This window comes from Pseudomonas sp. TH21, from assembly GCF_016651025.1.
GTDB classification, from domain to species: domain Bacteria; phylum Pseudomonadota; class Gammaproteobacteria; order Pseudomonadales; family Pseudomonadaceae; genus Aquipseudomonas; species Aquipseudomonas aylmerensis.
This window is the reverse complement of record NZ_JAEKEQ010000001.1, coordinates 573,696-592,954: the sequence shown is the minus strand read 5'-3', so window position 1 is coordinate 592,954 and position 19,259 is coordinate 573,696. Positions and strand designations below refer to the sequence as shown.

15 protein-coding genes are annotated in these 19,259 nt (G+C 62.2%); 13 read left to right on the top strand and 2 right to left on the bottom strand.

Features of this window, described 5'->3' with window-relative positions; genetic code table 11:
• Nucleotide 1: 1 nt before the first annotated feature.
• The gene (locus JFU04_RS02500) at nt 2–979 is read right to left on the bottom strand and encodes a DUF2333 family protein (protein ID WP_371322043.1); all 978 of its coding nucleotides are present in this window, start codon (nt 977–979) and stop codon (nt 2–4) included.
• Nucleotides 980–1,366: 387 nt separating this feature from the next.
• Here JFU04_RS02500 and JFU04_RS02495 point away from each other — a divergent pair, with 387 nt between their 5' ends.
• From JFU04_RS02495 to JFU04_RS02435, 13 genes are all read left to right on the top strand, one after another.
• Nucleotides 1,367–3,037, top strand: a complete 1,671-nt coding sequence (locus JFU04_RS02495) for a response regulator (RefSeq protein WP_201143455.1) — start codon at nt 1,367–1,369, stop codon at nt 3,035–3,037.
• Between the two features lie 53 nt (nt 3,038–3,090).
• Nucleotides 3,091–5,052 (top strand): methyl-accepting chemotaxis protein, encoded by a 1,962-nt coding sequence (locus tag JFU04_RS02490; protein WP_106805277.1) that lies wholly within the window; start codon nt 3,091–3,093, stop codon nt 5,050–5,052.
• Nucleotides 5,053–5,314: 262 nt separating this feature from the next.
• Nucleotides 5,315–5,770 (top strand): type II 3-dehydroquinate dehydratase, encoded by a 456-nt coding sequence (gene aroQ / locus JFU04_RS02485; protein ID WP_012721999.1) that lies wholly within the window; start codon nt 5,315–5,317, stop codon nt 5,768–5,770.
• Between the two features lie 24 nt (nt 5,771–5,794).
• Nucleotides 5,795–6,259 carry an acetyl-CoA carboxylase biotin carboxyl carrier protein gene (accB, locus tag JFU04_RS02480; RefSeq protein ID WP_065900279.1) on the top strand — a complete coding sequence of 155 codons (465 nt, stop codon included), beginning with the start codon at nt 5,795–5,797 and terminating at the stop codon, nt 6,257–6,259.
• A 17-nt stretch (nt 6,260–6,276) separates the two neighbouring features.
• Nucleotides 6,277–7,638, top strand: coding sequence for an acetyl-CoA carboxylase biotin carboxylase subunit (accC, locus tag JFU04_RS02475; protein WP_065900276.1), 1,362 nt, complete (start codon nt 6,277–6,279; stop codon nt 7,636–7,638).
• A 292-nt stretch (nt 7,639–7,930) separates the two neighbouring features.
• Complete coding sequence (prmA, locus tag JFU04_RS02470) at nt 7,931–8,809, top strand: 50S ribosomal protein L11 methyltransferase (RefSeq protein WP_106805278.1); 879 nt, start codon at nt 7,931–7,933, stop codon at nt 8,807–8,809.
• A 30-nt stretch (nt 8,810–8,839) separates the two neighbouring features.
• On the top strand, nt 8,840–10,066 hold the full coding sequence (locus JFU04_RS02465) for a DUF3426 domain-containing protein (protein ID WP_201143454.1): 1,227 nt from the start codon (nt 8,840–8,842) through the stop codon (nt 10,064–10,066).
• Between the two features lie 185 nt (nt 10,067–10,251).
• Nucleotides 10,252–11,265 carry a tRNA dihydrouridine synthase DusB gene (gene dusB / locus JFU04_RS02460; RefSeq protein ID WP_201143453.1) on the top strand — a complete coding sequence of 338 codons (1,014 nt, stop codon included), beginning with the start codon at nt 10,252–10,254 and terminating at the stop codon, nt 11,263–11,265.
• Complete coding sequence (gene fis / locus JFU04_RS02455) at nt 11,262–11,582, top strand: DNA-binding transcriptional regulator Fis (RefSeq protein WP_002555375.1); 321 nt, start codon at nt 11,262–11,264, stop codon at nt 11,580–11,582. Before dusB ends, fis begins: the two co-directional genes overlap by 4 nt.
• An 82-nt stretch (nt 11,583–11,664) precedes the next feature.
• On the top strand, nt 11,665–13,272 hold the full coding sequence (gene purH, locus JFU04_RS02450; protein WP_065900272.1) for a bifunctional phosphoribosylaminoimidazolecarboxamide formyltransferase/IMP cyclohydrolase: 1,608 nt from the start codon (nt 11,665–11,667) through the stop codon (nt 13,270–13,272).
• Between the two features lie 177 nt (nt 13,273–13,449).
• Nucleotides 13,450–14,742 (top strand): phosphoribosylamine--glycine ligase, encoded by a 1,293-nt coding sequence (purD, locus tag JFU04_RS02445; protein WP_201143452.1) that lies wholly within the window; start codon nt 13,450–13,452, stop codon nt 14,740–14,742.
• A 101-nt stretch (nt 14,743–14,843) separates the two neighbouring features.
• A complete protein-coding gene (locus JFU04_RS02440) occupies nt 14,844–17,615 on the top strand; it encodes a hybrid sensor histidine kinase/response regulator (RefSeq protein WP_201143451.1) in 2,772 nt (923 codons plus the stop codon).
• Between the two features lie 194 nt (nt 17,616–17,809).
• Nucleotides 17,810–18,406 (top strand): MarC family protein, encoded by a 597-nt coding sequence (locus tag JFU04_RS02435; RefSeq protein WP_201143450.1) that lies wholly within the window; start codon nt 17,810–17,812, stop codon nt 18,404–18,406.
• Here the strand turns inward: JFU04_RS02435 and JFU04_RS02430 are convergent.
• Nucleotides 18,403–19,182: a hypothetical protein gene (locus JFU04_RS02430; RefSeq protein ID WP_065900265.1), complete on the bottom strand. Its 780-nt coding sequence runs from the start codon at nt 19,180–19,182 to the stop codon at nt 18,403–18,405. The two genes, JFU04_RS02435 and JFU04_RS02430, sit on opposite strands and share 4 nt — an antisense overlap.
• Between the last annotated feature and the right edge of the window lie 77 nt (nt 19,183–19,259).

Sequence of the window (19,259 nt, the reverse complement as noted above, 5' to 3'; positions counted from 1 at the left end):
ATCAACCCTGGTTGAGCAGCTGACGCAAGTCGATCACCGCCGCGTTGGCCCGGGAAATGTAGTTGGCCATGACCAGCGAATGGTTGGCCAGCACACCGAAGCCGCTGCCGTTGAGGATCATCGGGCTCCAGACAGGCTCTTGCGAGGCCTCCAGTTCACGAATGATCTGGCGCACGCTGACGGTGGCGTTTTTCTTGGCCAGGACGTCGGCGAAATCGACTTCGATAGCACGCAGCAGGTGGGACAGGGCCCACGCCTGGCCACGCGCCTCGTAGAACACGTTGTCGATCTGCATCCACGGGGTTTCGACCACTTCTTCGTCGACCTGTGGCACTTCACCCGGCGCCAGCGCTTCGGTTTTCAGTGCAGTGTTCAACTTGACCCGGCCGACGCTGGCCGACAGGCGTTGCGACAGCGAGCCCAGGCGGGTAGCGACATCGCCCAGCCAGTTGTTCAGGTTGTCGGCTCGCGCATAGAACAGCGCGCCTTTCTGGTTAGGGTCCGACAGGCGCGCCTCGTAGCGGCTCAGGGAATTGATGCCTTCCTGGTATTCCGACTCACTGGATGGCAGCACCCAGCTCTTGTTGTCGAAGTTGAAGCGCGGCTCGGCCTTGGCCAAGTCAGCGTCTTCCGCCGATTGCGACTGGGAACGGGCGAAGTCTTTACGCAGGGCTCGGGTCAGGTCACGGACCTGCACCAGCACGCCGTATTCCCAGCTGGGCATGTTGTCCATCCACAGGCCCGGCGGGAAGCGGTCGTTGGAAATGTAGCCACCCGGCTTGTTCAGCAGGGTGCCGACTACGGTCTTGAGGGTTTCGACGGTGGTGAAGCCCACCACCATCTGCTTGCCGTCTTTTTCAGCGGCAATCTGCGCATTTTGCTGGACCGGGAACAGCGCCGGCTCTTCGCTCCAGTACCAACCCAGGGCACCGGTGACCAACAGGTACAGGCCGAGCACGCTCAGCACGGCGCGGCTCATCAGCACCGTGCGAAAATAGCTGCGGTTGGCCGACTTGGGCTCAGGGGCGGGGCCTTTGGCACTGCCTGCACGGTTTTTCCAGTCCAGCATGGCGATATCCTTTCAATCACTTGAGTTCATGCACTTCAATGGTCCGGGTGCGTTCAAACACTCCGACCACAACCCTACCCCATCGTGCCCGCCGGTGCGGTGCTTTTAATCAAACGGGGGACGATGAAGGTTCGACTATAAAGGATGCAGGTTTTTTACGCTGCGCGACCATCGGGTCAATAACTGAATACCCGGGACACGCAGTTAATTGACATATGACACTCATCCCATGGAAAAGAGGTGCTAGCATAGAGCCATCAGTCGACCTCAGCATGCACCCTAACTAGTAGTCAGGATATGACCGAGCCAGAAGACCCCAGCCGTGAGCGTCTCAAGCACCACTTTGCCCAGCGGGTAATTCATCAGGCACGTCAAATTCTTGAGATCTGGCAGCGCCTGCAACGCAGCGAATGGTCGGGCGCCGACCTGTCCGAACTCAGCGAAGCCAACCTGCGCCTGCTGCGCTTTGCCGAGCGTTTCGAACAGCCGGAACACAGCCAGCTCGCCGTGCACATCGGCGAATCCCTCAAGGCAGTGGACGAAAACCGTGGCCGCCTGAGCAGCCACCTGATCACCGAACTTAACCGCCTGATGCAGCGCCTGTCCCGCACCGGACTGCGCCAGGGCGACCAGCTCGAGCAAACGTTCCTGCCGCCGATGCGCAAGCCGATCTACGTGATGCTCGCCGATCACGACCGCGCCGAACGCCTGGCCAAGCAGCTGGAATTCTTCGGCATGAGCGCGCAGTCGCTGGACAGCGTGGCAGCCTTTCGCGCCGCCATGGCCGAGCGCCTGCCCTCGGCGATCGTGATGGACGTGGACTTCTGCGGCGCCGGCCTGGGCCTCAAGCTCGCCGCCGAAGCCCAGGAAGGCCTGGAGCAAAAGCTGCCGCTGCTGTTTTTCAGCCTGCATGAAACCGACACCCCGACCCGCCTGGCCGCCGTGCGCGCCGGGGGCCAGGAGTTCCTCACCGGAACACTGGAGGCTTCCAGCCTGCTGGAAAAAATCGAAGTGCTCACCTGCGTCGCCCAGTACGAACCGTATAAAGTGCTGATCATCGATGACTCGCGGGCCCAGGCACTGCACACCGAGCGGCTGCTCAACAGTGCCGGCATCGTCACGCGCACCCTGATCGAGCCGATCCAGGCCATGGCCGAGCTGGCGGATTTCCAGCCCGACCTGATCATCCTCGACATGTACATGCCCGCCTGCACCGGTACCGAACTGGCCAAGGTGATTCGCCACAACGACCGCTACGTCAGCGTCCCGATCATCTACCTGTCAGCCGAAGACGATCTCGACAAGCAACTGGACGCCATGAGCGAAGGCGGCGACGACTTCCTCACCAAGCCGATCAAGCCGCGCCACCTGATCACCACCGTGCGCAACCGCGCCGCCCGTGCGCGCAACCTCAAGGCGCGGATGGTGCGCGACAGCCTGACCGGCCTGTACAACCACACTCACATCCTGCAATTGCTCGAAGACTGCAGCTTCCGTGCGCGCCGCGAGAACAAGCCGCTGAGCTTTGCCATGCTCGACATCGACCACTTCAAGCGGGTCAATGACAGCCACGGGCATCCCATGGGCGACCGCGTGATCAAGAGCCTGGCGCTGTTTCTCAAGCAGCGCCTGCGCAAGACCGACTATATCGGGCGCTATGGCGGTGAAGAGTTCGCCATCGTAATGCCCGACACCGACCTGGAGTCGGCCTGCAGGGTGCTGGATGAAATTCGCGGGCGCTTTGCCGAAATCCACTACCCGGCCCAGCCGCAGGATTTGTGGTGCACCTTCAGCGCCGGGCTGGTGGAGCTGTGCGACGGTTCCGACAGCCTGATGATGGCCGCCCAGGCCGACGAGGCGCTGTACCGCGCCAAGGACGCCGGGCGCAACCGCGTACAAGCAGCGCGCACGTCAAAGCAAAGTGCCATCTTTTCACCGGAATCGACTGATTCCGTCATAACTCTGTAACGCAAACGCAATAACTTCAGGCACTTACCTTTTGCTGTCGGTTGAAACCCCGCATGCGCCTGAAGCTGCTGACCAATCTCAATACCCTCCTCTTGGTGGCTGTGTGCCTGGCCCTCGGGGCCACGCTCTGGTGGTCGCAACGCGCGCTGGAGCGTCCCTATCTATTGATGGAACGCTACCTGGGCCTGTCGCAGACCTTTCAGAATCAGGCCGCGCGCAATATCGACGACTACCTGGCCAGCGGCGATGCGCTGCGCCTGAGCAGCGCCAGCCAGAGCCTGGAAAACCTGCTGCAGCACCTGGATGAACTGCCCGCCGACCTCGCGCAGAACCTGCGCCCCAGCCTGGTGGACCTGGATACCTTCAGCAAGACTGACCTGCTGGCTGCCGGCAAGCTGGCCGGCGACCCGCAAGCGCTGTTACTGCAAGCCGAACGCGAACTGGGCGCGAACCTGGAGCAACTGGGTCAATACGCCCTGAGCGTCAATTCGCCGCAAGCCGCGCGTTACCTGCCGCCGTTGCTGGCCGCGTCCCAGCACTTGGGCAAACTGTCCCTGGCCCGCGACAAGCTGGTGAGCAGCGGGCGCGCGGAACTGGCCGATGATGTGGAGCGTGAAGTCGGTAATATCCGCAGCCAGGCCGACCTGCTGGAGCCGTTGCCATTGCTCGGCGTCAAGGCCAGCGCCGATTCCAGCGCCGATGATTTTTCTGCCTTGATGGGCCTGGAAAACACCGAGAAGACCGAGACCCAGGACACCGGCGTCGACCTCAAGCGCGAACTCAACAGCCTGCTCACCCGCTACCCCGGCGAACTCAAGCGCACCCGCGAACAGATCCAGCAACGCACCGACCTGGCCGCAAGCACCCACCTGAAAATCGCCGCCGTACAGCAGGCCATTGCCGGCCTGGAACCGGTGGTGCGCGCGCAACATGCCCAGATCCAGGGCGAAGTGCGCCTGATGCAAGGCGTGATGATCGGCCTGATCCTGCTGATTGCCCTGCTGATCGATACCCTGCAACGGCGCCTGGCACGGGTGCTGACCAACCTGGCGCCGGCCCTGTCGACCTGGGCCGAAGGTGACTTCAGCCAGCCGATTGCCTTGGGCAAGACCAACCGCGAGCTGCACGATATCGAAGCCTCCCTCAACCGCTTGCGCGCGTATCTGGTCGATCTGGTGGGCACCATTCGCGGGAATGCCGAAGAGGTCGCCGGCAGCAGCCGTGCCCTCGCCGAGTTGAGCAGCGGCCTGCACGACGGCGCTGAACGCCAGGCCGGGGACACCGCGCAGATCCGCGATTCGCTCGGCGAGCTGGAGGCAACCATCCAGCAAGTCGCCGGGGATGCCAGCCAGGCGGCCGGGGCCAGCCGCAGTGCGGGCCAGGCGGTGGAGCAAGGCCAGCGCGTGATCGGCCTGAGCCTGACCGGGCTGCACGCGCTGGTGGGTGAAGTGCAGCAGAACGCGCAGATGATCGAAAAACTCGCCGAAGAATCCGCCACCATCGGCGGCGTACTCACGGTGATCCGCTCGATTGCCGACCAGACCAACCTGCTGGCGCTCAACGCCGCCATCGAGGCCGCCCGTGCAGGTGAAGCCGGGCGCGGGTTTGCGGTGGTCGCCGACGAAGTGCGCTCCCTGGCCCAGCGCACCGCCGGCGCCACCGCTGAAATCCAGGGCCTGATCGCCGGCCTGCAAAGCGCCGCCCACCAATCGGTGCAAGGCATGCGCGCCCAGGTCGAACACGCCGAAGCCACCGCCCAGCAGGCCCAGGCGGCAGATGGTGCGCTGGATGAAATCGTCGGCGCGATCCAGACCATTGCCGACACCGCCGTGCGCATCGCCGATGTGACCGCGCAGCAGAGTGGCGCCGTCAGTGAGATTCGCGACAACAGCGAGCGGATCCACCAGTTGGGCGAGGACAATCTGCTGCGCATCGGCCAGGGCCGCAGCCAGGGCGAACACCTGCTGGTGCTGGGCGGGCAGCTCAACACGGCGGTCCAGGCGTTTCGCGTCTGACCGGACTCAACGTGGGTTGCGACCCAATGTGGCAGCTGGCTTGCCTGCGATGGCGGTGAACCAGGCGACATCTCCCTGTGCTGACACACCGCTATTGCAGGCAAGCCAGCTCCCACACTGACCGAACTCGCCCTCACAGTCACAAATTTCGCGCTATCCTCGGTAATCGTGCTGGCTACTGCATAGAACTGGACAGTCACAAAGGCTTTGCGGCATAGTCGCCGGGTTCTGCCGTACCCACATCAATAACAAGGAACAGCCGATGGCGACCTTACTGGTTCTTCACGGACCCAACCTGAACCTGCTCGGCACCCGCGAACCGGGCGTCTACGGGGCAGTCACCCTGGACCAGATCAACCTCGACCTGGAACGACGGGCGCGTGAAGCCGGCCACCATTTGCTCTACCTGCAAAGCAATGCCGAGTACGAACTGATTGATCGTATCCATGCCGCGCGCGGCGAAGGCGTGGACTTTATTCTGATCAATCCCGCCGCTTTTACGCATACAAGCGTTGCATTACGTGACGCGCTGCTGGCGGTGAGCATCCCATTCATCGAAGTGCACTTGTCGAACGTGCACAAACGCGAACCTTTCCGCCATCACTCCTACTTCTCCGACGTAGCGGTAGGAGTGATCTGCGGCCTTGGCGCCAGCGGTTACCGACTGGCCCTGGAGGCCGCCCTGGAACAGCTTGAACAACCGGCCAAGCGCCCCTGACCGACCCTTGGGAGTTGATGATTCATGGATATCCGTAAAGTTAAGAAACTGATCGAACTGCTGGAAGAATCCGGTATCGACGAGCTGGAAATCAAGGAAGGCGAAGAGTCCGTACGGATCAGCCGTCACAGCAAGACCCCGGCCCAGCAGTTCTACGCGCCACAAATGCAAGCGCCGGCTCCGGCCGCTGCTGCTCCGGCCGCCGCACCTGCCGCCGCCGCTGCGCCAGCAGCACCTGCTGCGCCAGTGCTGAACGGCTTCGTGGTCAAGTCGCCAATGGTCGGTACCTTCTACCGCACCCCGGCACCGACCTCGCCAGCCTTCGTTGAAGTCGGCGCAACCGTGAAAGTGGGCGACACCATCTGCATCGTCGAAGCGATGAAAATGATGAACCACATCACCGCTGAAAAAGCCGGCGTCATCGAATCCATCCTGGTAGAAAACGGTCAGCCGGTTGAGTACGACCAGCCGCTGTTCACCATCGTTTGAACCGCGGAGCGCCTTCGATGTTGAAACCTGCGAAGAAACTGCAAAAAGTCCTGATCGCCAACCGCGGCGAGATCGCGCTGCGTATCCTGCGCGCCTGTAAGGAAGAGGGCATCAAGACCGTCGCTGTTTACTCGACGGCCGATACCGAATTGATGCACGTGAAACTGGCGGACGAAAGCATCTGCATCGGCCCGCCACTGGCCACGAACTCGTACCTGAAAGTCTCGAACATCATCGCCGCGGCAGAAGTGACCGGCGCTGACGGCATCCACCCGGGCTACGGCTTCCTCGCGGAAAACGCCGATTTCGCCGAACAGGTGGAAAAATCCGGGTTTGCCTTCATCGGCCCGAAAGCCGAAACCATTCGCCTGATGGGCGACAAGGTCTCGGCCAAGGACGCGATGATCGCTGCTGGCGTGCCAACCGTTCCAGGTTCCGACGGCCCACTGCCTGAAGACGAGGCCACCGCCCTGCGCATTGGTCGCGAAGTCGGTTACCCGGTGATCATCAAGGCCGCCGGTGGCGGTGGTGGTCGCGGCATGCGCGTGGTGCACAAGGAAGAAGACCTGATCGAAGCCGCCAAGCAGACCCGTTCCGAAGCGGGCGCCTGGTTCGGCAACCCGATGGTCTACCTGGAGAAGTACCTGACCAACCCACGTCACGTGGAAGTGCAGGTATTGTCCGACGGCCAGGGGCACGCCATCCACCTGGGCGACCGCGATTGCTCGCTGCAGCGCCGTCACCAGAAGGTACTGGAAGAAGCTCCGGCACCGGGCCTGGATGAAAAAGCTCGCCAGGAAGTACTGGCTCGCTGCGTCAAGGCGTGCATCGACATCAACTACCGTGGCGCCGGTACCTTCGAGTTCCTCTACGAGAACGGTCGTTTCTACTTCATCGAGATGAACACTCGCGTGCAGGTAGAGCACCCGGTTTCGGAGATGGTCACCGGTATCGACATCGTCAAGGAGATGCTCAGCATCGCCGCCGGCAACCCGCTGTCCTTTACCCAGGACGACGTGAAGATGCACGGCCACTCCCTGGAGTGCCGCATCAACGCCGAAGACCCGAAGACCTTTATCCCAAGCCCTGGCCTGGTCAAGCATTTCCACGCGCCCGGCGGCAACGGCGTCCGTGTGGATTCGCACCTGTACAGCGGCTACAAGGTTCCGTCGAACTACGACTCGCTGATCGGCAAGCTGATCACCTGGGGCGCGACCCGCGACGAGGCCATGGCCCGTATGCGCAATGCTCTGGACGAAATCGTGGTCGACGGCATCAAGACCAACATCCCGCTGCACCGGGAACTGGTCCGTGATGAAGGCTTCTGCGAAGGTGGTGTGAACATTCACTACCTGGAACACAAGCTGGCCAACCAGTAAGTGCTCCACCCAACAAAGCCGCCTTCGGGCGGCTTTGTTGTTTGTGAGCCCTGTGAAATTGGCTCTTGTGGCGAGGGGGCTTGTCCCCGTTGGGCTGCGCAGCAGCCCCGAAACCTGATCTTGCGATTGACTTGGAGAAATCCGGCGACCTCATGGGGCTGCTACGCAGCCCAACGGGGGACAAGCCCCCTCGCCACAACAAGCTCCCTCGCCACAGGTCATGCTCTCGCGTAAACTTGCGCGCTTTCGCGACCCAGTAGTCGCACATTCATTTTATTCAAAGGTGCCCGCCATGCCTTGGCTGCAAGTCCGTCTCGCCATCAGCCCAGAACAAGCCGAAACCTACGAAGACGCTTTCCTCGAAGTGGGCGCTGTCTCGGTGACCTTCATGGACGCCGAAGACCAGCCGATCTTCGAACCCGAACTCAATACCACCCCGCTGTGGTCCCACACCCATCTGCTGGCCCTGTTCGAAGACGGCACCGATGCCGCCGCCGTGCTGGCCCATATGGAACTGCTCACCGGCGGCCCGCTGCCCGAGCACCACAGTGAAGTCATCGAAGACCAGGACTGGGAACGCAGCTGGATGGATAACTTCCAGCCGATGCGGTTCGGCCAGCGCCTGTGGATTGTGCCGAGCTGGCACGCCGCGCCGGAGCCGGACGCAGTCAACCTGCTGCTTGATCCGGGCCTGGCCTTCGGCACCGGCACCCACCCCACCACCGCGCTGTGCCTGGAATGGCTGGACGGCCAGGACCTGACCGACAGCCACGTGCTGGACTTCGGCTGCGGCTCGGGGATCCTGGCGATTGCCGCCCTGCTGCTGGGCGCCAAGGAAGCTGTCGGCACCGACATCGACGTGCAGGCCCTGGAAGCCTCGCGCGACAACGCCGGGCGCAACCACATTCCCGAAGATAAATTCCCACTCTATCTGCCCGAGCAATTGCCTCAGGTGCAGGCCGATGTGCTGGTGGCGAACATCCTCGCCGGCCCGCTGGTTTCCCTGGCGCCGCAGCTGTCGAGCCTGGTCAAGCCGGGCGGCCGCCTGGCGCTGTCGGGCATCCTTGCCGAGCAGGGTGAAGACGTGGCCGCTGCCTACGCCAAGGATTTCGAGCTGGATCCGATCGCCAACCGTGATGGCTGGGTACGCATCAGCGGTCGTCGGCGCTAGAATGAGCGCTTGCCTGAATCGGATGGCCGCATGACCGACAGTTTCGTCACCCAGTGCCCGCATTGCCAAGCACGCTTTCGCGTTAACCACGCTCAATTGAGCGTGGCCCGCGGCGTGGTGCGCTGCGGCTCGTGCCTGCAGGTGTTCAATGCGGCACGCCAGCTGCTGGAGCAGCGCGCCCAGCAGGCGCCGGCACCGGAACCGGTCGAGCCAGCCGCAGAGGCCCCGCGGGCGATCAGCCAGAAACAGTGGACCGCCGAAGAACTGGACCTGGACAACCTCGACCTCGACGTGGAGCTGGCCAAGCTGGAACGCCGCGAGATTCAGCATACGCAGCCCTCGGGCGCGGAGCGTCGCCAGGGCGGTTCCGACCGTCGGCAAAAGGAAGAGGCTCTCAGCGCCAGCCGCGATACGGTCAAGGCCGAGGAAGAAAAGTGGGCGGCCAGCCTGTTCAGCGAACCACCGGAAGAACGCGTCCAGGTCGTCGAAGCCCCTGAACCGACCAAGGCACCTGCGACCCGGCAGCGCACCGAACCGTCGATGTCGTTCCACACCGACGATATCGACGACGAACCGCCGCTGCGCTCGACGCTCGAGGATGACGAACTCGATCCCCCCGTCACGCCCGTTATCGAGGCGGTCGAGGAACCGGAACCCGAAGAACGCCCGCACCTCCGACGCAAGCGCCCTCGCCCGTCCACCGGCGTTCACGACGATGTCCTGCAGGACCTCGAAGACGACCCACTGCACCTCTACGCGCAAAAACGTGCGTCGGGTTGGGGCCGCCGCCTGCTCTGGCTGTTGCTGGTGCTGATCGCCGCCGCCGGCCTCGCCGGCCAATACATCGCCTACCAATTCGACGACCTGGCCCGCCAGGACGCCTACCGCCCATGGTTCCAGCAACTGTGCCCTACCCTGGGCTGCACAGTGCCGTCACGGGTCGATATCGCCCACATCAAGAGCAGCAACCTGGTGGTACGCAGCCACCCGGAGTTCGCCGGGGCGCTGGTGGTGGATGCAATCATCTATAACCGCGCGACCTTCTCCCAGCCCTTCCCGCTGCTGGAGCTGCGTTTTGCCGATTTGAACGGCAGCCTGATCGCCAGTCGTCGGTTCAAACCCGCCGAATACCTCAGCGGTGAGTTGGCCGGCGTTAGCGAAATGCCATCACAGACGCCGATCCATATCTCCCTGGATATCCTCGATCCGGGCAATAAAGCCGTGAATTACAGCCTGAGCTTTCATTCGCCCGAGTGAATCGGTTCATGCACCAAGGCTTGACGGCAGATTCTTGACTAGGCGCCGGTCAACCAAACCGGCGGCGATAAAGAAATTGCTGTTCAGATTTTATCCAATTCAGCCTTTATCCAGTCATCGAGAGCGGGTATCATGCCAACCCTTTTTCGAACTCTAATGATCCGGCCCCACAACAGGGAAGTCCTATGTCGGCGGTACGCATCGGCCCATACACATTGCAGAACGGCTTGATCCTCGCTCCTATGGCGGGCGTCACCGACCAGCCCTTTCGTCAGCTGTGCAAGCGTTTGGGCGCGGGTCTAGTAGTCTCGGAAATGGTCACCAGCGACATGAGCTTGTGGAACACCCGCAAATCGCGGATGCGCATGATCCACGAAGGTGATCCCGAGCCCCGCTCGGTACAGATCGCCGGCGGTGATGCGCAGATGCTGGCGGATGCGGCCCGGGCCAACGTGGAGTTGGGCGCACAGATCATTGATATCAACATGGGCTGCCCGGCCAAGAAGGTCTGCAACAAGGCCGCCGGTTCCGCCTTGTTGAAGGATGAGCAGTTGGTCGCCGAGATCCTGCAGGCCGTTGTCGCCGCAGTGGATGTGCCGGTCACCCTGAAGATCCGTACCGGCTGGGACCGGGACAACAAGAATGGCCTGACGGTGGCGAAGATCGCCGAACAGGCGGGCATTACAGCGCTGGCGGTGCATGGCCGCACCCGCGCCGATCTGTACACCGGTGAAGCCGAGTACGACACCATTGCCGCGATCAAGCAGGCGGTGTCGATGCCGGTCTTTGCCAATGGCGATATCAACTCAGCCGAGAAAGCCCGGCGCGTGCTGCACGCTACCGGTGCCGATGGCCTGTTGATTGGCCGGGCTGCCCAGGGGCGGCCGTGGATTTTTCGTGAGATCGAGCATTTTCTGCGTACCGGCGAAGTCTTGCCGGCACCGGAGTTGATCGAGGTGGAACGTATTCTGCTAGAGCATCTGGCCGCCCTGCACGCCTTCTATGGAGACGTGATGGGAGTACGCATTGCTCGCAAGCATGTCGGCTGGTATCTCGCAACCTTGCCGGGCGCCAGGGAGTTTCGCGCCCACTTCAATCGTTTGGATGATACGGAAGCACAGTGCGCCAACGTTCGTGAGTTCTTCAGCGAGCGTTACAAGAGCCTGGGGACAGGGGACGGAGAGGGGGTGGCCGCATGACGATGATGACCGAGACTTTAGTGAGTGGAACAACACCCGTGAGCGACAACGTCAATTTGAAACAGCACCTCAACACGCCGAGCGAAGAAGGCCAGACCCTTCGCGGGAGTGTCGAGAAGGCGCTGCACAATTATTTCGCCCACCTTGAGGGCGCTTCCGTCACGGACGTGTACAACCTGGTGCTCTCCGAAGTCGAGGCGCCCTTGCTCGAAAGCGTGATGAACTACGTCAAGGGCAACCAGACCAAAGCCAGTGAGCTGCTGGGCCTCAACCGTGGCACCTTGCGCAAAAAGCTCAAACAATACGATTTGCTGTAAGCATTCAATCAAACCAGAAAGGCGCCCGCGTAAAAACGGTCGCCTTTTTTGCTGACTTCCTTTGCTTTTGATGGAAATTGAAATGACCGACCAGACTACCCGCCTGCCGATCCGCCGCGCCTTGATCAGTGTCTCCGACAAGACCGGGATCCTCGAATTTGCCCGGGAGCTGGAAGCCCTTGGCGTGGAAATCCTCTCCACGGGCGGGACCTTCAAACTGCTGCAGGACAACGGCGTGGCCGCAGTAGAAGTGGCGGACTACACCGGTTTCGCAGAAATGATGGACGGTCGGGTCAAGACCCTGCACCCGAAAATCCACGGCGGTATCCTCGGCCGTCGCGGTACCGACGACGCCATCATGAGCGAGCACGGCATCAAGCCGATCGATCTGGTAGCCGTCAACCTGTACCCGTTCGAAGCCACCATCAACAAGCCAGGCTGCGACCTGCCGACCGCCATCGAAAACATCGATATCGGCGGCCCGACCATGGTTCGCTCGGCAGCCAAGAACCACAAAGACGTGGCCATCGTGGTCAACGCCAGCGACTACGCCCAAGTGCTCGAGAGCCTGAAAGCCGGCGGCCTGACCTACGCCCAGCGCTTCGACCTGATGCTCAAGGCGTTCGAACACACTGCCGCCTACGACGGCATGATTGCCAACTACATGGGCACCGTGAACCAGGCGGCTGAAACCCTCAGCACCGAAGGCCGCAGCCAGTTCCCGCGCACCTTCAACAGCCAGTTCATCAAGGCCCAGGAAATGCGCTACGGCGAGAACCCGCACCAGAGCGCGGCGTTCTACGTGGAGGCCAAGCCGGCCGAAGTGGGCATCGCCACCGCGACCCAGCTGCAAGGCAAGGAGCTGTCCTACAACAACGTGGCCGACACCGACGCCGCGCTGGAGTGCGTGAAGAGCTTCGTCAAGCCAGCCTGCGTAATCGTCAAGCACGCCAACCCGTGCGGCGTGGCCGTGAGCCCGGACGCTGAAGGCGGCATCCGCCAGGCGTACGAACTGGCCTACGCCACCGACACCGAATCCGCATTCGGCGGCATCATCGCGTTCAACCGCGAACTGGACGCCGAGACCGCTAAAGCCATCGTCGAGCGTCAGTTCGTCGAAGTGATCATCGCCCCTTCCGTCAGCGAAGAAGCCCGCGCCATCGTGGCAGCCAAGGCCAACGTGCGCCTGCTGGCCTGCGGCGAGTGGTCGGCTGAACGTGCCGCTGCCTGGGACTACAAGCGCGTCAACGGCGGCTTGCTGGTACAGAGCCGCGACATCGGCATGATCGGCAGCCAGGACCTGAAAGTGGTGACCAAGCGCGCACCGACCGAGCAAGAGATCAACGACCTGATCTTCGCCTGGAAAGTGGCCAAGTACGTTAAATCCAACGCCATCGTCTACGCCAAGAACCGCCAGACCATCGGTGTCGGCGCTGGCCAGATGAGCCGCGTGAACTCGGCACGTATCGCCGCGATCAAGGCCGAACACGCCGGTTTGCAGGTGGTCGGTTCGGTGATGGCATCCGACGCGTTCTTCCCGTTCCGTGATGGCCTGGACAACGCCGCGAAAGCCGGTGTGACCGCGGTGATCCAACCGGGCGGTTCGATGCGTGACGCCGAAGTCATCGCGGCGGCAGACGAAGCCGGCATCGCCATGGTCTTCACTGGCATGCGCCACTTCCGCCACTGATCCACTGCCGTGAAGCGGCAAGGTTCAAGCTGCAAGCAGCACGTAAAAGCACAGCTGCCTCGCTTTTGCTGCTGGTTGTAGCCTCTAAAATTCATAGCTGCAGGCTGCCTTCAGAGCGATACAGATTGCTCTCAACGTGCAGCTTGCAGCTTGTAACTTCCTTCGAAGGAGTCTGACTTGAACGTCCTCATCATTGGCAGCGGTGGCCGTGAACACGCCCTGGCCTGGAAAGTTGCCCAGGACCCTCGCGTCCAGAAAGTATTCGTCGCCCCCGGCAACGCCGGCACCGCCATCGAAGCCAAGTGCGAGAACGTCGCTATCGACGTGCTGGCGCTCGAGCAATTGGCGGATTTCGCTGAAAAGAACGTCTCCCTGACCATCGTCGGTCCGGAAGTACCGTTGGTGGCTGGCGTCGTCGACGTGTTCCGCAGCCGTGGCCTGGATTGCTTCGGCCCTACCGCCGGCGCTGCCCAACTGGAAGGTTCCAAGGCGTTCACCAAGGATTTCCTGGCACGCCACAAGATCCCGACCGCCGACTACCAGAACTTCACCGAGATCGAGCCGGCCCTGGCTTACTTGCGTGAAAAAGGTGCGCCGATCGTGATCAAGGCCGACGGCCTGGCCGCTGGCAAAGGCGTGATCGTCGCCATGACCCTGCAGGAAGCCGAAGACGCCGTGCGCGACATGCTCGCCGGCAACGCCTTTGGTGACGCGGGTTCGCGCGTGGTCATCGAGGAATTCCTCGACGGCGAAGAAGCCAGCTTCATCGTGATGGTCGACGGCAAGAACGTGCTGCCGATGGCCACCAGCCAGGACCACAAACGCGTCGGCAACGGCGACAGCGGCCCGAACACGGGCGGCATGGGTGCCTACTCCCCTGCCCCGGTGGTTACCGCCGACGTGCACAAGCGCGTCATGGACCTGGTGATCTGGCCCACCGTGCGCGGCATGGCCGATGAAGGCAATGTGTACACCGGTTTCCTCTACGCCGGCCTGATGATCGACAAAGCCGGCAACCCGAAAGTCATCGAGTTCAACTGCCGCTTCGGTGATCCGGAAACCCAACCGGTGATGCTGCGCCTGCAGTCGAGCCTGGTGCTGCTGGTCGAAGCCGCATTGGCCCAGGCCCTGGACAAGGTCGAAGCGCAATGGGATCCACGCCCGAGCGTCGGCATTGTGCTGGCAGCCGGTGGCTACCCTGCCGACTACGCCAAGGGTGATGTGATTGAAGGCCTGGACGCTGCTGCTACGCTGGAAGGCAAAGTGTTCCACGCGGGCACCGCGCTCAAGGATGGCAAGGTTGTCACCGCAGGTGGCCGCGTGTTGTGCGCCACCGCGATGGGTGCCAGTGTCGACGCCGCGCAGCAACAGGCTTACAAGCTGGCCGCAAAAATCGACTGGAAAGGCTGTTTCTATCGCACTGATATCGGCTATCGCGCCATCGCGCGGGAACGCGGCGAGCACTCGTAAGTCGCTATCCGTTCGGTTAGGTAAGGGCCTCTGGCCCTTGCCGTACTCATGCCACCCCGCGCATAGTTAACCCGTGCATCAACCTACGAAGGGATTTCGCCGTGCGCTGGCTCAGGATCGCCATAGGTTTCACTGTCAGCCTGCTGACACTGCTCTGCTTGTTCCCGGCCCAGGCCGCCGCGCAAGGCAGTGGCTGGGCAGTATTGCTTGATGAACAGGCCGATCTGCAGCTGAGCGACATCCGCTCTTCACGCTACACCAATCAATTCAGCCCCATTGAACTGGACCGCATTACCGCCGCGGAACCGGACGGTGCACTGTGGGTACGTTTCAAGCTGCAACCCGGCAAGCACGAGCAAGTGCTGCGGGTATTCGCGCCCGACCTGTCGCACCTGAGCCTCTACGTGCTGGACGGCGACACACTGGTCGAACAACAAAGCACCGGCACGCGCCAGCCCCAGGCGGAACGCCCGCTGCCCAGCAGTGACTTCATGCTGCCGATGCCCCAGAGCCAGAAGCCTCTGGATGTCTATCTGCGCCTGGTCTCCGAACACGAACTGCGCCCCTATATCACCCTGGAACCGGCCGTGCTCGCCGCCGCCGACCAGACCCAGACGCTGATCTACGGCCTGCTGTTCGGCTGCCTGCTGATGCTGATCCTGCACAACCTCACGCGCTTCGCCTACCACCGCTCGCGCAGCAGCCTGTGGCTGGCGGCGTGCGAAGTGCTGTTGATGCTCAGCCTGGCGCTGCTGCTCAACCTGGTAGGCCCGTGGCTGCCGAACTGGCATGCGATCCAGACCCCGGGCGCCTACCTCGCGCTGCTGCTGACCGCGCCGTGCGGGTTGATGTTTGCCTACCGTTTCTTCATGCCGCTCGGCCCACATCCGCTGAACAAACTGTTGATGGCCGACATTCTGTTTATCGTGCTGTGCGGCCTGCTGCTGTTGTTCGTCAACACCCTGCCGCTGAACATCATCACCTACGCCCTGGTGGCCCTGGCCGGCTTGAGCATGCTGTTTGTCTCGGCCTGCCACTGGCAGAAAGGCTACCGCCCCGCACGTTTGTTCGTGGCGGCGATGGTGGTGTTCAACATCGGTACGCTGATCATCCTCCCGGCCTTGCTGGGCCTGACCATGGTCTCGCCGCAAGGCCTGATCGTCACACTGCTAGCATTTATCTGCGTCAGCGGCCTGTTGATGAGCCTGGCCCTGGGCGAACGCCAGCGTGCGATTGTCGAGGCGCGTTTCAGCCTCAGCCGTGACCTGGCCGCCAGCAACGCAGAGATCGCGGCCAAGGCCGAGTTCCTGGCGAAAATCAGCCACGAAATCCGCACCCCCATGAACGGCGTGCTGGGCATGACCGAGCTGCTGCTGGGCACGCCGCTGTCGGTGAAACAGCGCGACTACGTGCAAACCATCCACAGCGCCGGCAATGAACTGCTCACGTTGATCAACGAGATCCTCGATATCTCCAAGCTCGAATCCGGACAGATCGAACTGGATGATGTGCAATTCGACCTCAACGCGCTGATCGAAGATTGCCTGAGTATCTTCCGCGCCAAGGCCGAGCAGCAAAACGTCGAGTTGATCAGTTTCATCCAGCCCCAGGTACCGCGCGTGATCAGCGGCGACCCGACGCGCCTGCGCCAGGCGATGCTGAGCCTGCTGGAAAACGCCCTGCAGAAAACCGATGAAGGCGAAGTGCTGATCGTGGTCGCCTTGGATGACCGCAGCACCAAGCCGCGCCTGCGCATTGCCGTCCAGGACAGCGGCCTGCCAATGGAAGCCGCCGAGCGCGACGCCCTGCTGCACAGCGAACTGCACAGCAAGAACTTCCTCTCGGCCACGCGCCTGAGCGGCCACCTGGGCCTGGTGATTGCGCGCCAGCTGATCCTGTTGATGAACGGCGAGTTCGGCATCAAGAGCGGCGCCCAGCAAGGCAGCACCCTGTGGCTGACCTTGCCGCTGGACCCGGAACGCCTCGAACACCCGACCTCCGACCTCGACGGCCCGCTCAAGGGCGCGCGCGTGCTGGTGGTAGACGACAACGACACCTGCCGCAAAGTGCTGGTGCAGCAATGCACCGCCTGGGGCCTGAACGTCAGCGCCGTGCCGTCGGGCAAGGAAGCCCTGGCGCTGCTGCGGACCAAGGCACACCTGCGTGATTACTTCGACGTGGTGCTGCTCGACCAGAACATGCCCGGCATGACCGGCATGCAACTGGCGGCGAAGATCAAGGAAGACCCGAGCCTGAACCACGACATTCTGTTGATCATGCTCACCGGCATCAGCAATGCGCCGAGCAAGATCATCGCGCGCAACTGCGGGATCAAGCGCATTCTCGCCAAGCCAGTGGCGGGCTATACGCTCAAGACCACCCTGGCCGACGAATTGACTCAACGCAGCAAGGGCAACGTCCCGGCGCGCGCGCTGCCCACCGCGCCAGCGCCCGTCACCGTGCCCAGCGACTTCCGCATCCTGGTGGCCGAAGACAACAGCATTTCCACCAAAGTGATCCGTGGCATGCTCGGCAAGCTCAACCTCAACCCGGACACCGCCAGCAACGGCGAGGAAGCACTGGAGGCGATGAAGGCCCAGCGTTACGACCTGGTATTGATGGACTGCGAGATGCCGATCCTCGATGGTTTCTCCGCGACCCAGCAACTGCGCGCGTGGGAAGTCAGCCACCAGCGCATTCGCACACCGGTGGTGGCGCTCACCGCGCATATCCTCTCGGAGCACAAAGAACGTGCGCGCCAGGCCGGAATGGATGGCCACATGGCCAAGCCGGTGGAACTCTCGCAATTGCGCGAGCTGGTGGAGTTCTGGGTCGCGCAGCGTCAACAGCGGCCAGAGCACGCGCCCACCTGACCCCTGTATGGCGCAGATCAAAATGTGTGCGGGCTTGCTCGCGAACGCGCTGTATCAGTCAAACCTGTATTGGCTGACACGCCGCTTTCGCGAGCAAGCCCGCTCCCACATTGGAGTGTTGTCGCATCACAGATAGCGCTCAGCCACAGGCCTGATAAACTCCCGCTCGCCCTCCTTCGTTGCGAGCTCCCACCATGCTCCACGTGTTGTTCAGCGTTTACCTGAAGATGCTGGTGCTCTACAGCCCGTTCTTCGTGCTGTCCTGCTTTATCAGCCTGACCCGTGGCTACTCCAGCAAGGAGCGCCGGCGCCTGGCCTGGAAAGTGGCTCTCGCCACCCTGGTATCGAGCGTGTTGCTGTACTTGTTCGGCCGGGTGATTTTCAGCATGTTCGGCATCACCGTGGATGCGTTTCGCATCGGCGCCGGCAGTGTGCTGTTCATTTCCGCCTTGGGCATGGCCCAGGGCAAGTCCGCAGTGCAGACCGACAACGTGCAGCAGGACGTGACGATCGTGCCGCTGACCATCCCCCTCACAGTCGGCCCCGGTACCATCGGCGCGCTGTTGGTGATGGGCGTCAGCCAGCCACACTGGGATGACAAGATCACCGCCATCCTCAGCATTGCCCTGGCCAGCCTCACGGTGGGCGTGGTGCTGTACCTGTCCAACCGGATCGAACGCATTCTCGGTGACCAGGGCTTGCAGATTGTCAGTCGGTTGATGGGGTTGTTCGTGTGCGCCTTGGCCGCGCAAATCATCTTCACCGGCGTACGCGGTTACCTGGTGCCCTAGATCCGGTATTGGGCAATTGCCAGCTGCACCTTGTCGCCGGCGCTTTCGCGCATCAACTGGATGGTTTTTTCGTTGACCACCGAGGTATTCAGCACCAGGCAGGTTTGCCCGCTGAAAGCCTCGGACGACGTACTGTCCCACTCCAGAAACGGCAGGCCCACCTGCTTGCTTACGCCACGGCTGCTGTAGGTCACCAGCACCATCATCACCTCGCCGTCGTTTTCGGCGCAGGACGCCACGCCGAAATCACCGCCCTGATGCAGCGTAGTGTTGCGCTTGAACAGCTCGAACGAAGCGGGGTGTTGCTTCATGGCCTCCAATGCATCGGCCGCCAACTTGGGCAGCGAAGCCAGCAGTGGCCCGGCCAATGAGGTCGAGGCGAGCATGGCGGCGATCAGGTTCAGCACTGCCAATTGCACGGTCAGGCCCTTGCCGGAACTTGAGACCCGCTCGAAGCTGCTGCGCACCGGCAACCAGCCCAGGCTGATCATGACCTTGATGAATTCGTCGTACCAGGCCTCGGTACCCCGGTGCATTTTCAACACATCGCTGACGTAGCTGCTGGCCAGCAGATAGCTTTTACGGATGTACTCCCGGTTGATCCCGGACAGGCCCTCGGCAAACGAAATCACACTGTTGTTGACCACGGCCGCATTGCATGGATTATTCGGGTCGAGGGGCACGGCAGGCGGCTTGCCAGGTGCCCCCGGCAACTTGTAGGCGGCAATCAACTTGCGCCTTTTGCTGCTGTTGATCCTTGCGTGATGTCGCTCCATTTTCAGTTCTCCACAAGCCCCCACATGGGGCATGTGTTCACACTAATCCAGCGGCTGCGCGGCTTGCCAGACGACAA

Excerpts from the sequence above, each read along its gene's own strand:
- JFU04_RS02500 (WP_371322043.1), bottom strand. The coding sequence starts at position 979 with ATGAGCCGCGCCGTGCTGAGCGTGCTCGGCCTGTACCTGTTGGTCACC.
- JFU04_RS02495 (WP_201143455.1), top strand. The coding sequence starts at position 1,367 with ATGACCGAGCCAGAAGACCCCAGCCGTGAGCGTCTCAAGCACCACTTT.
- JFU04_RS02490 (WP_106805277.1), top strand. The coding sequence starts at position 3,091 with ATGCGCCTGAAGCTGCTGACCAATCTCAATACCCTCCTCTTGGTGGCT.
- aroQ (WP_012721999.1), top strand. The coding sequence starts at position 5,315 with ATGGCGACCTTACTGGTTCTTCACGGACCCAACCTGAACCTGCTCGGC.
- accB (WP_065900279.1), top strand. The coding sequence starts at position 5,795 with ATGGATATCCGTAAAGTTAAGAAACTGATCGAACTGCTGGAAGAATCC.
- accC (WP_065900276.1), top strand. The coding sequence starts at position 6,277 with ATGTTGAAACCTGCGAAGAAACTGCAAAAAGTCCTGATCGCCAACCGC.
- prmA (WP_106805278.1), top strand. The coding sequence starts at position 7,931 with ATGCCTTGGCTGCAAGTCCGTCTCGCCATCAGCCCAGAACAAGCCGAA.
- JFU04_RS02465 (WP_201143454.1), top strand. The coding sequence starts at position 8,840 with ATGACCGACAGTTTCGTCACCCAGTGCCCGCATTGCCAAGCACGCTTT.
- dusB (WP_201143453.1), top strand. The coding sequence starts at position 10,252 with ATGTCGGCGGTACGCATCGGCCCATACACATTGCAGAACGGCTTGATC.
- fis (WP_002555375.1), top strand. The coding sequence starts at position 11,262 with ATGACGATGATGACCGAGACTTTAGTGAGTGGAACAACACCCGTGAGC.
- purH (WP_065900272.1), top strand. The coding sequence starts at position 11,665 with ATGACCGACCAGACTACCCGCCTGCCGATCCGCCGCGCCTTGATCAGT.
- JFU04_RS02435 (WP_201143450.1), top strand. The coding sequence starts at position 17,810 with ATGCTCCACGTGTTGTTCAGCGTTTACCTGAAGATGCTGGTGCTCTAC.
- JFU04_RS02430 (WP_065900265.1), bottom strand. The coding sequence starts at position 19,182 with ATGGAGCGACATCACGCAAGGATCAACAGCAGCAAAAGGCGCAAGTTG.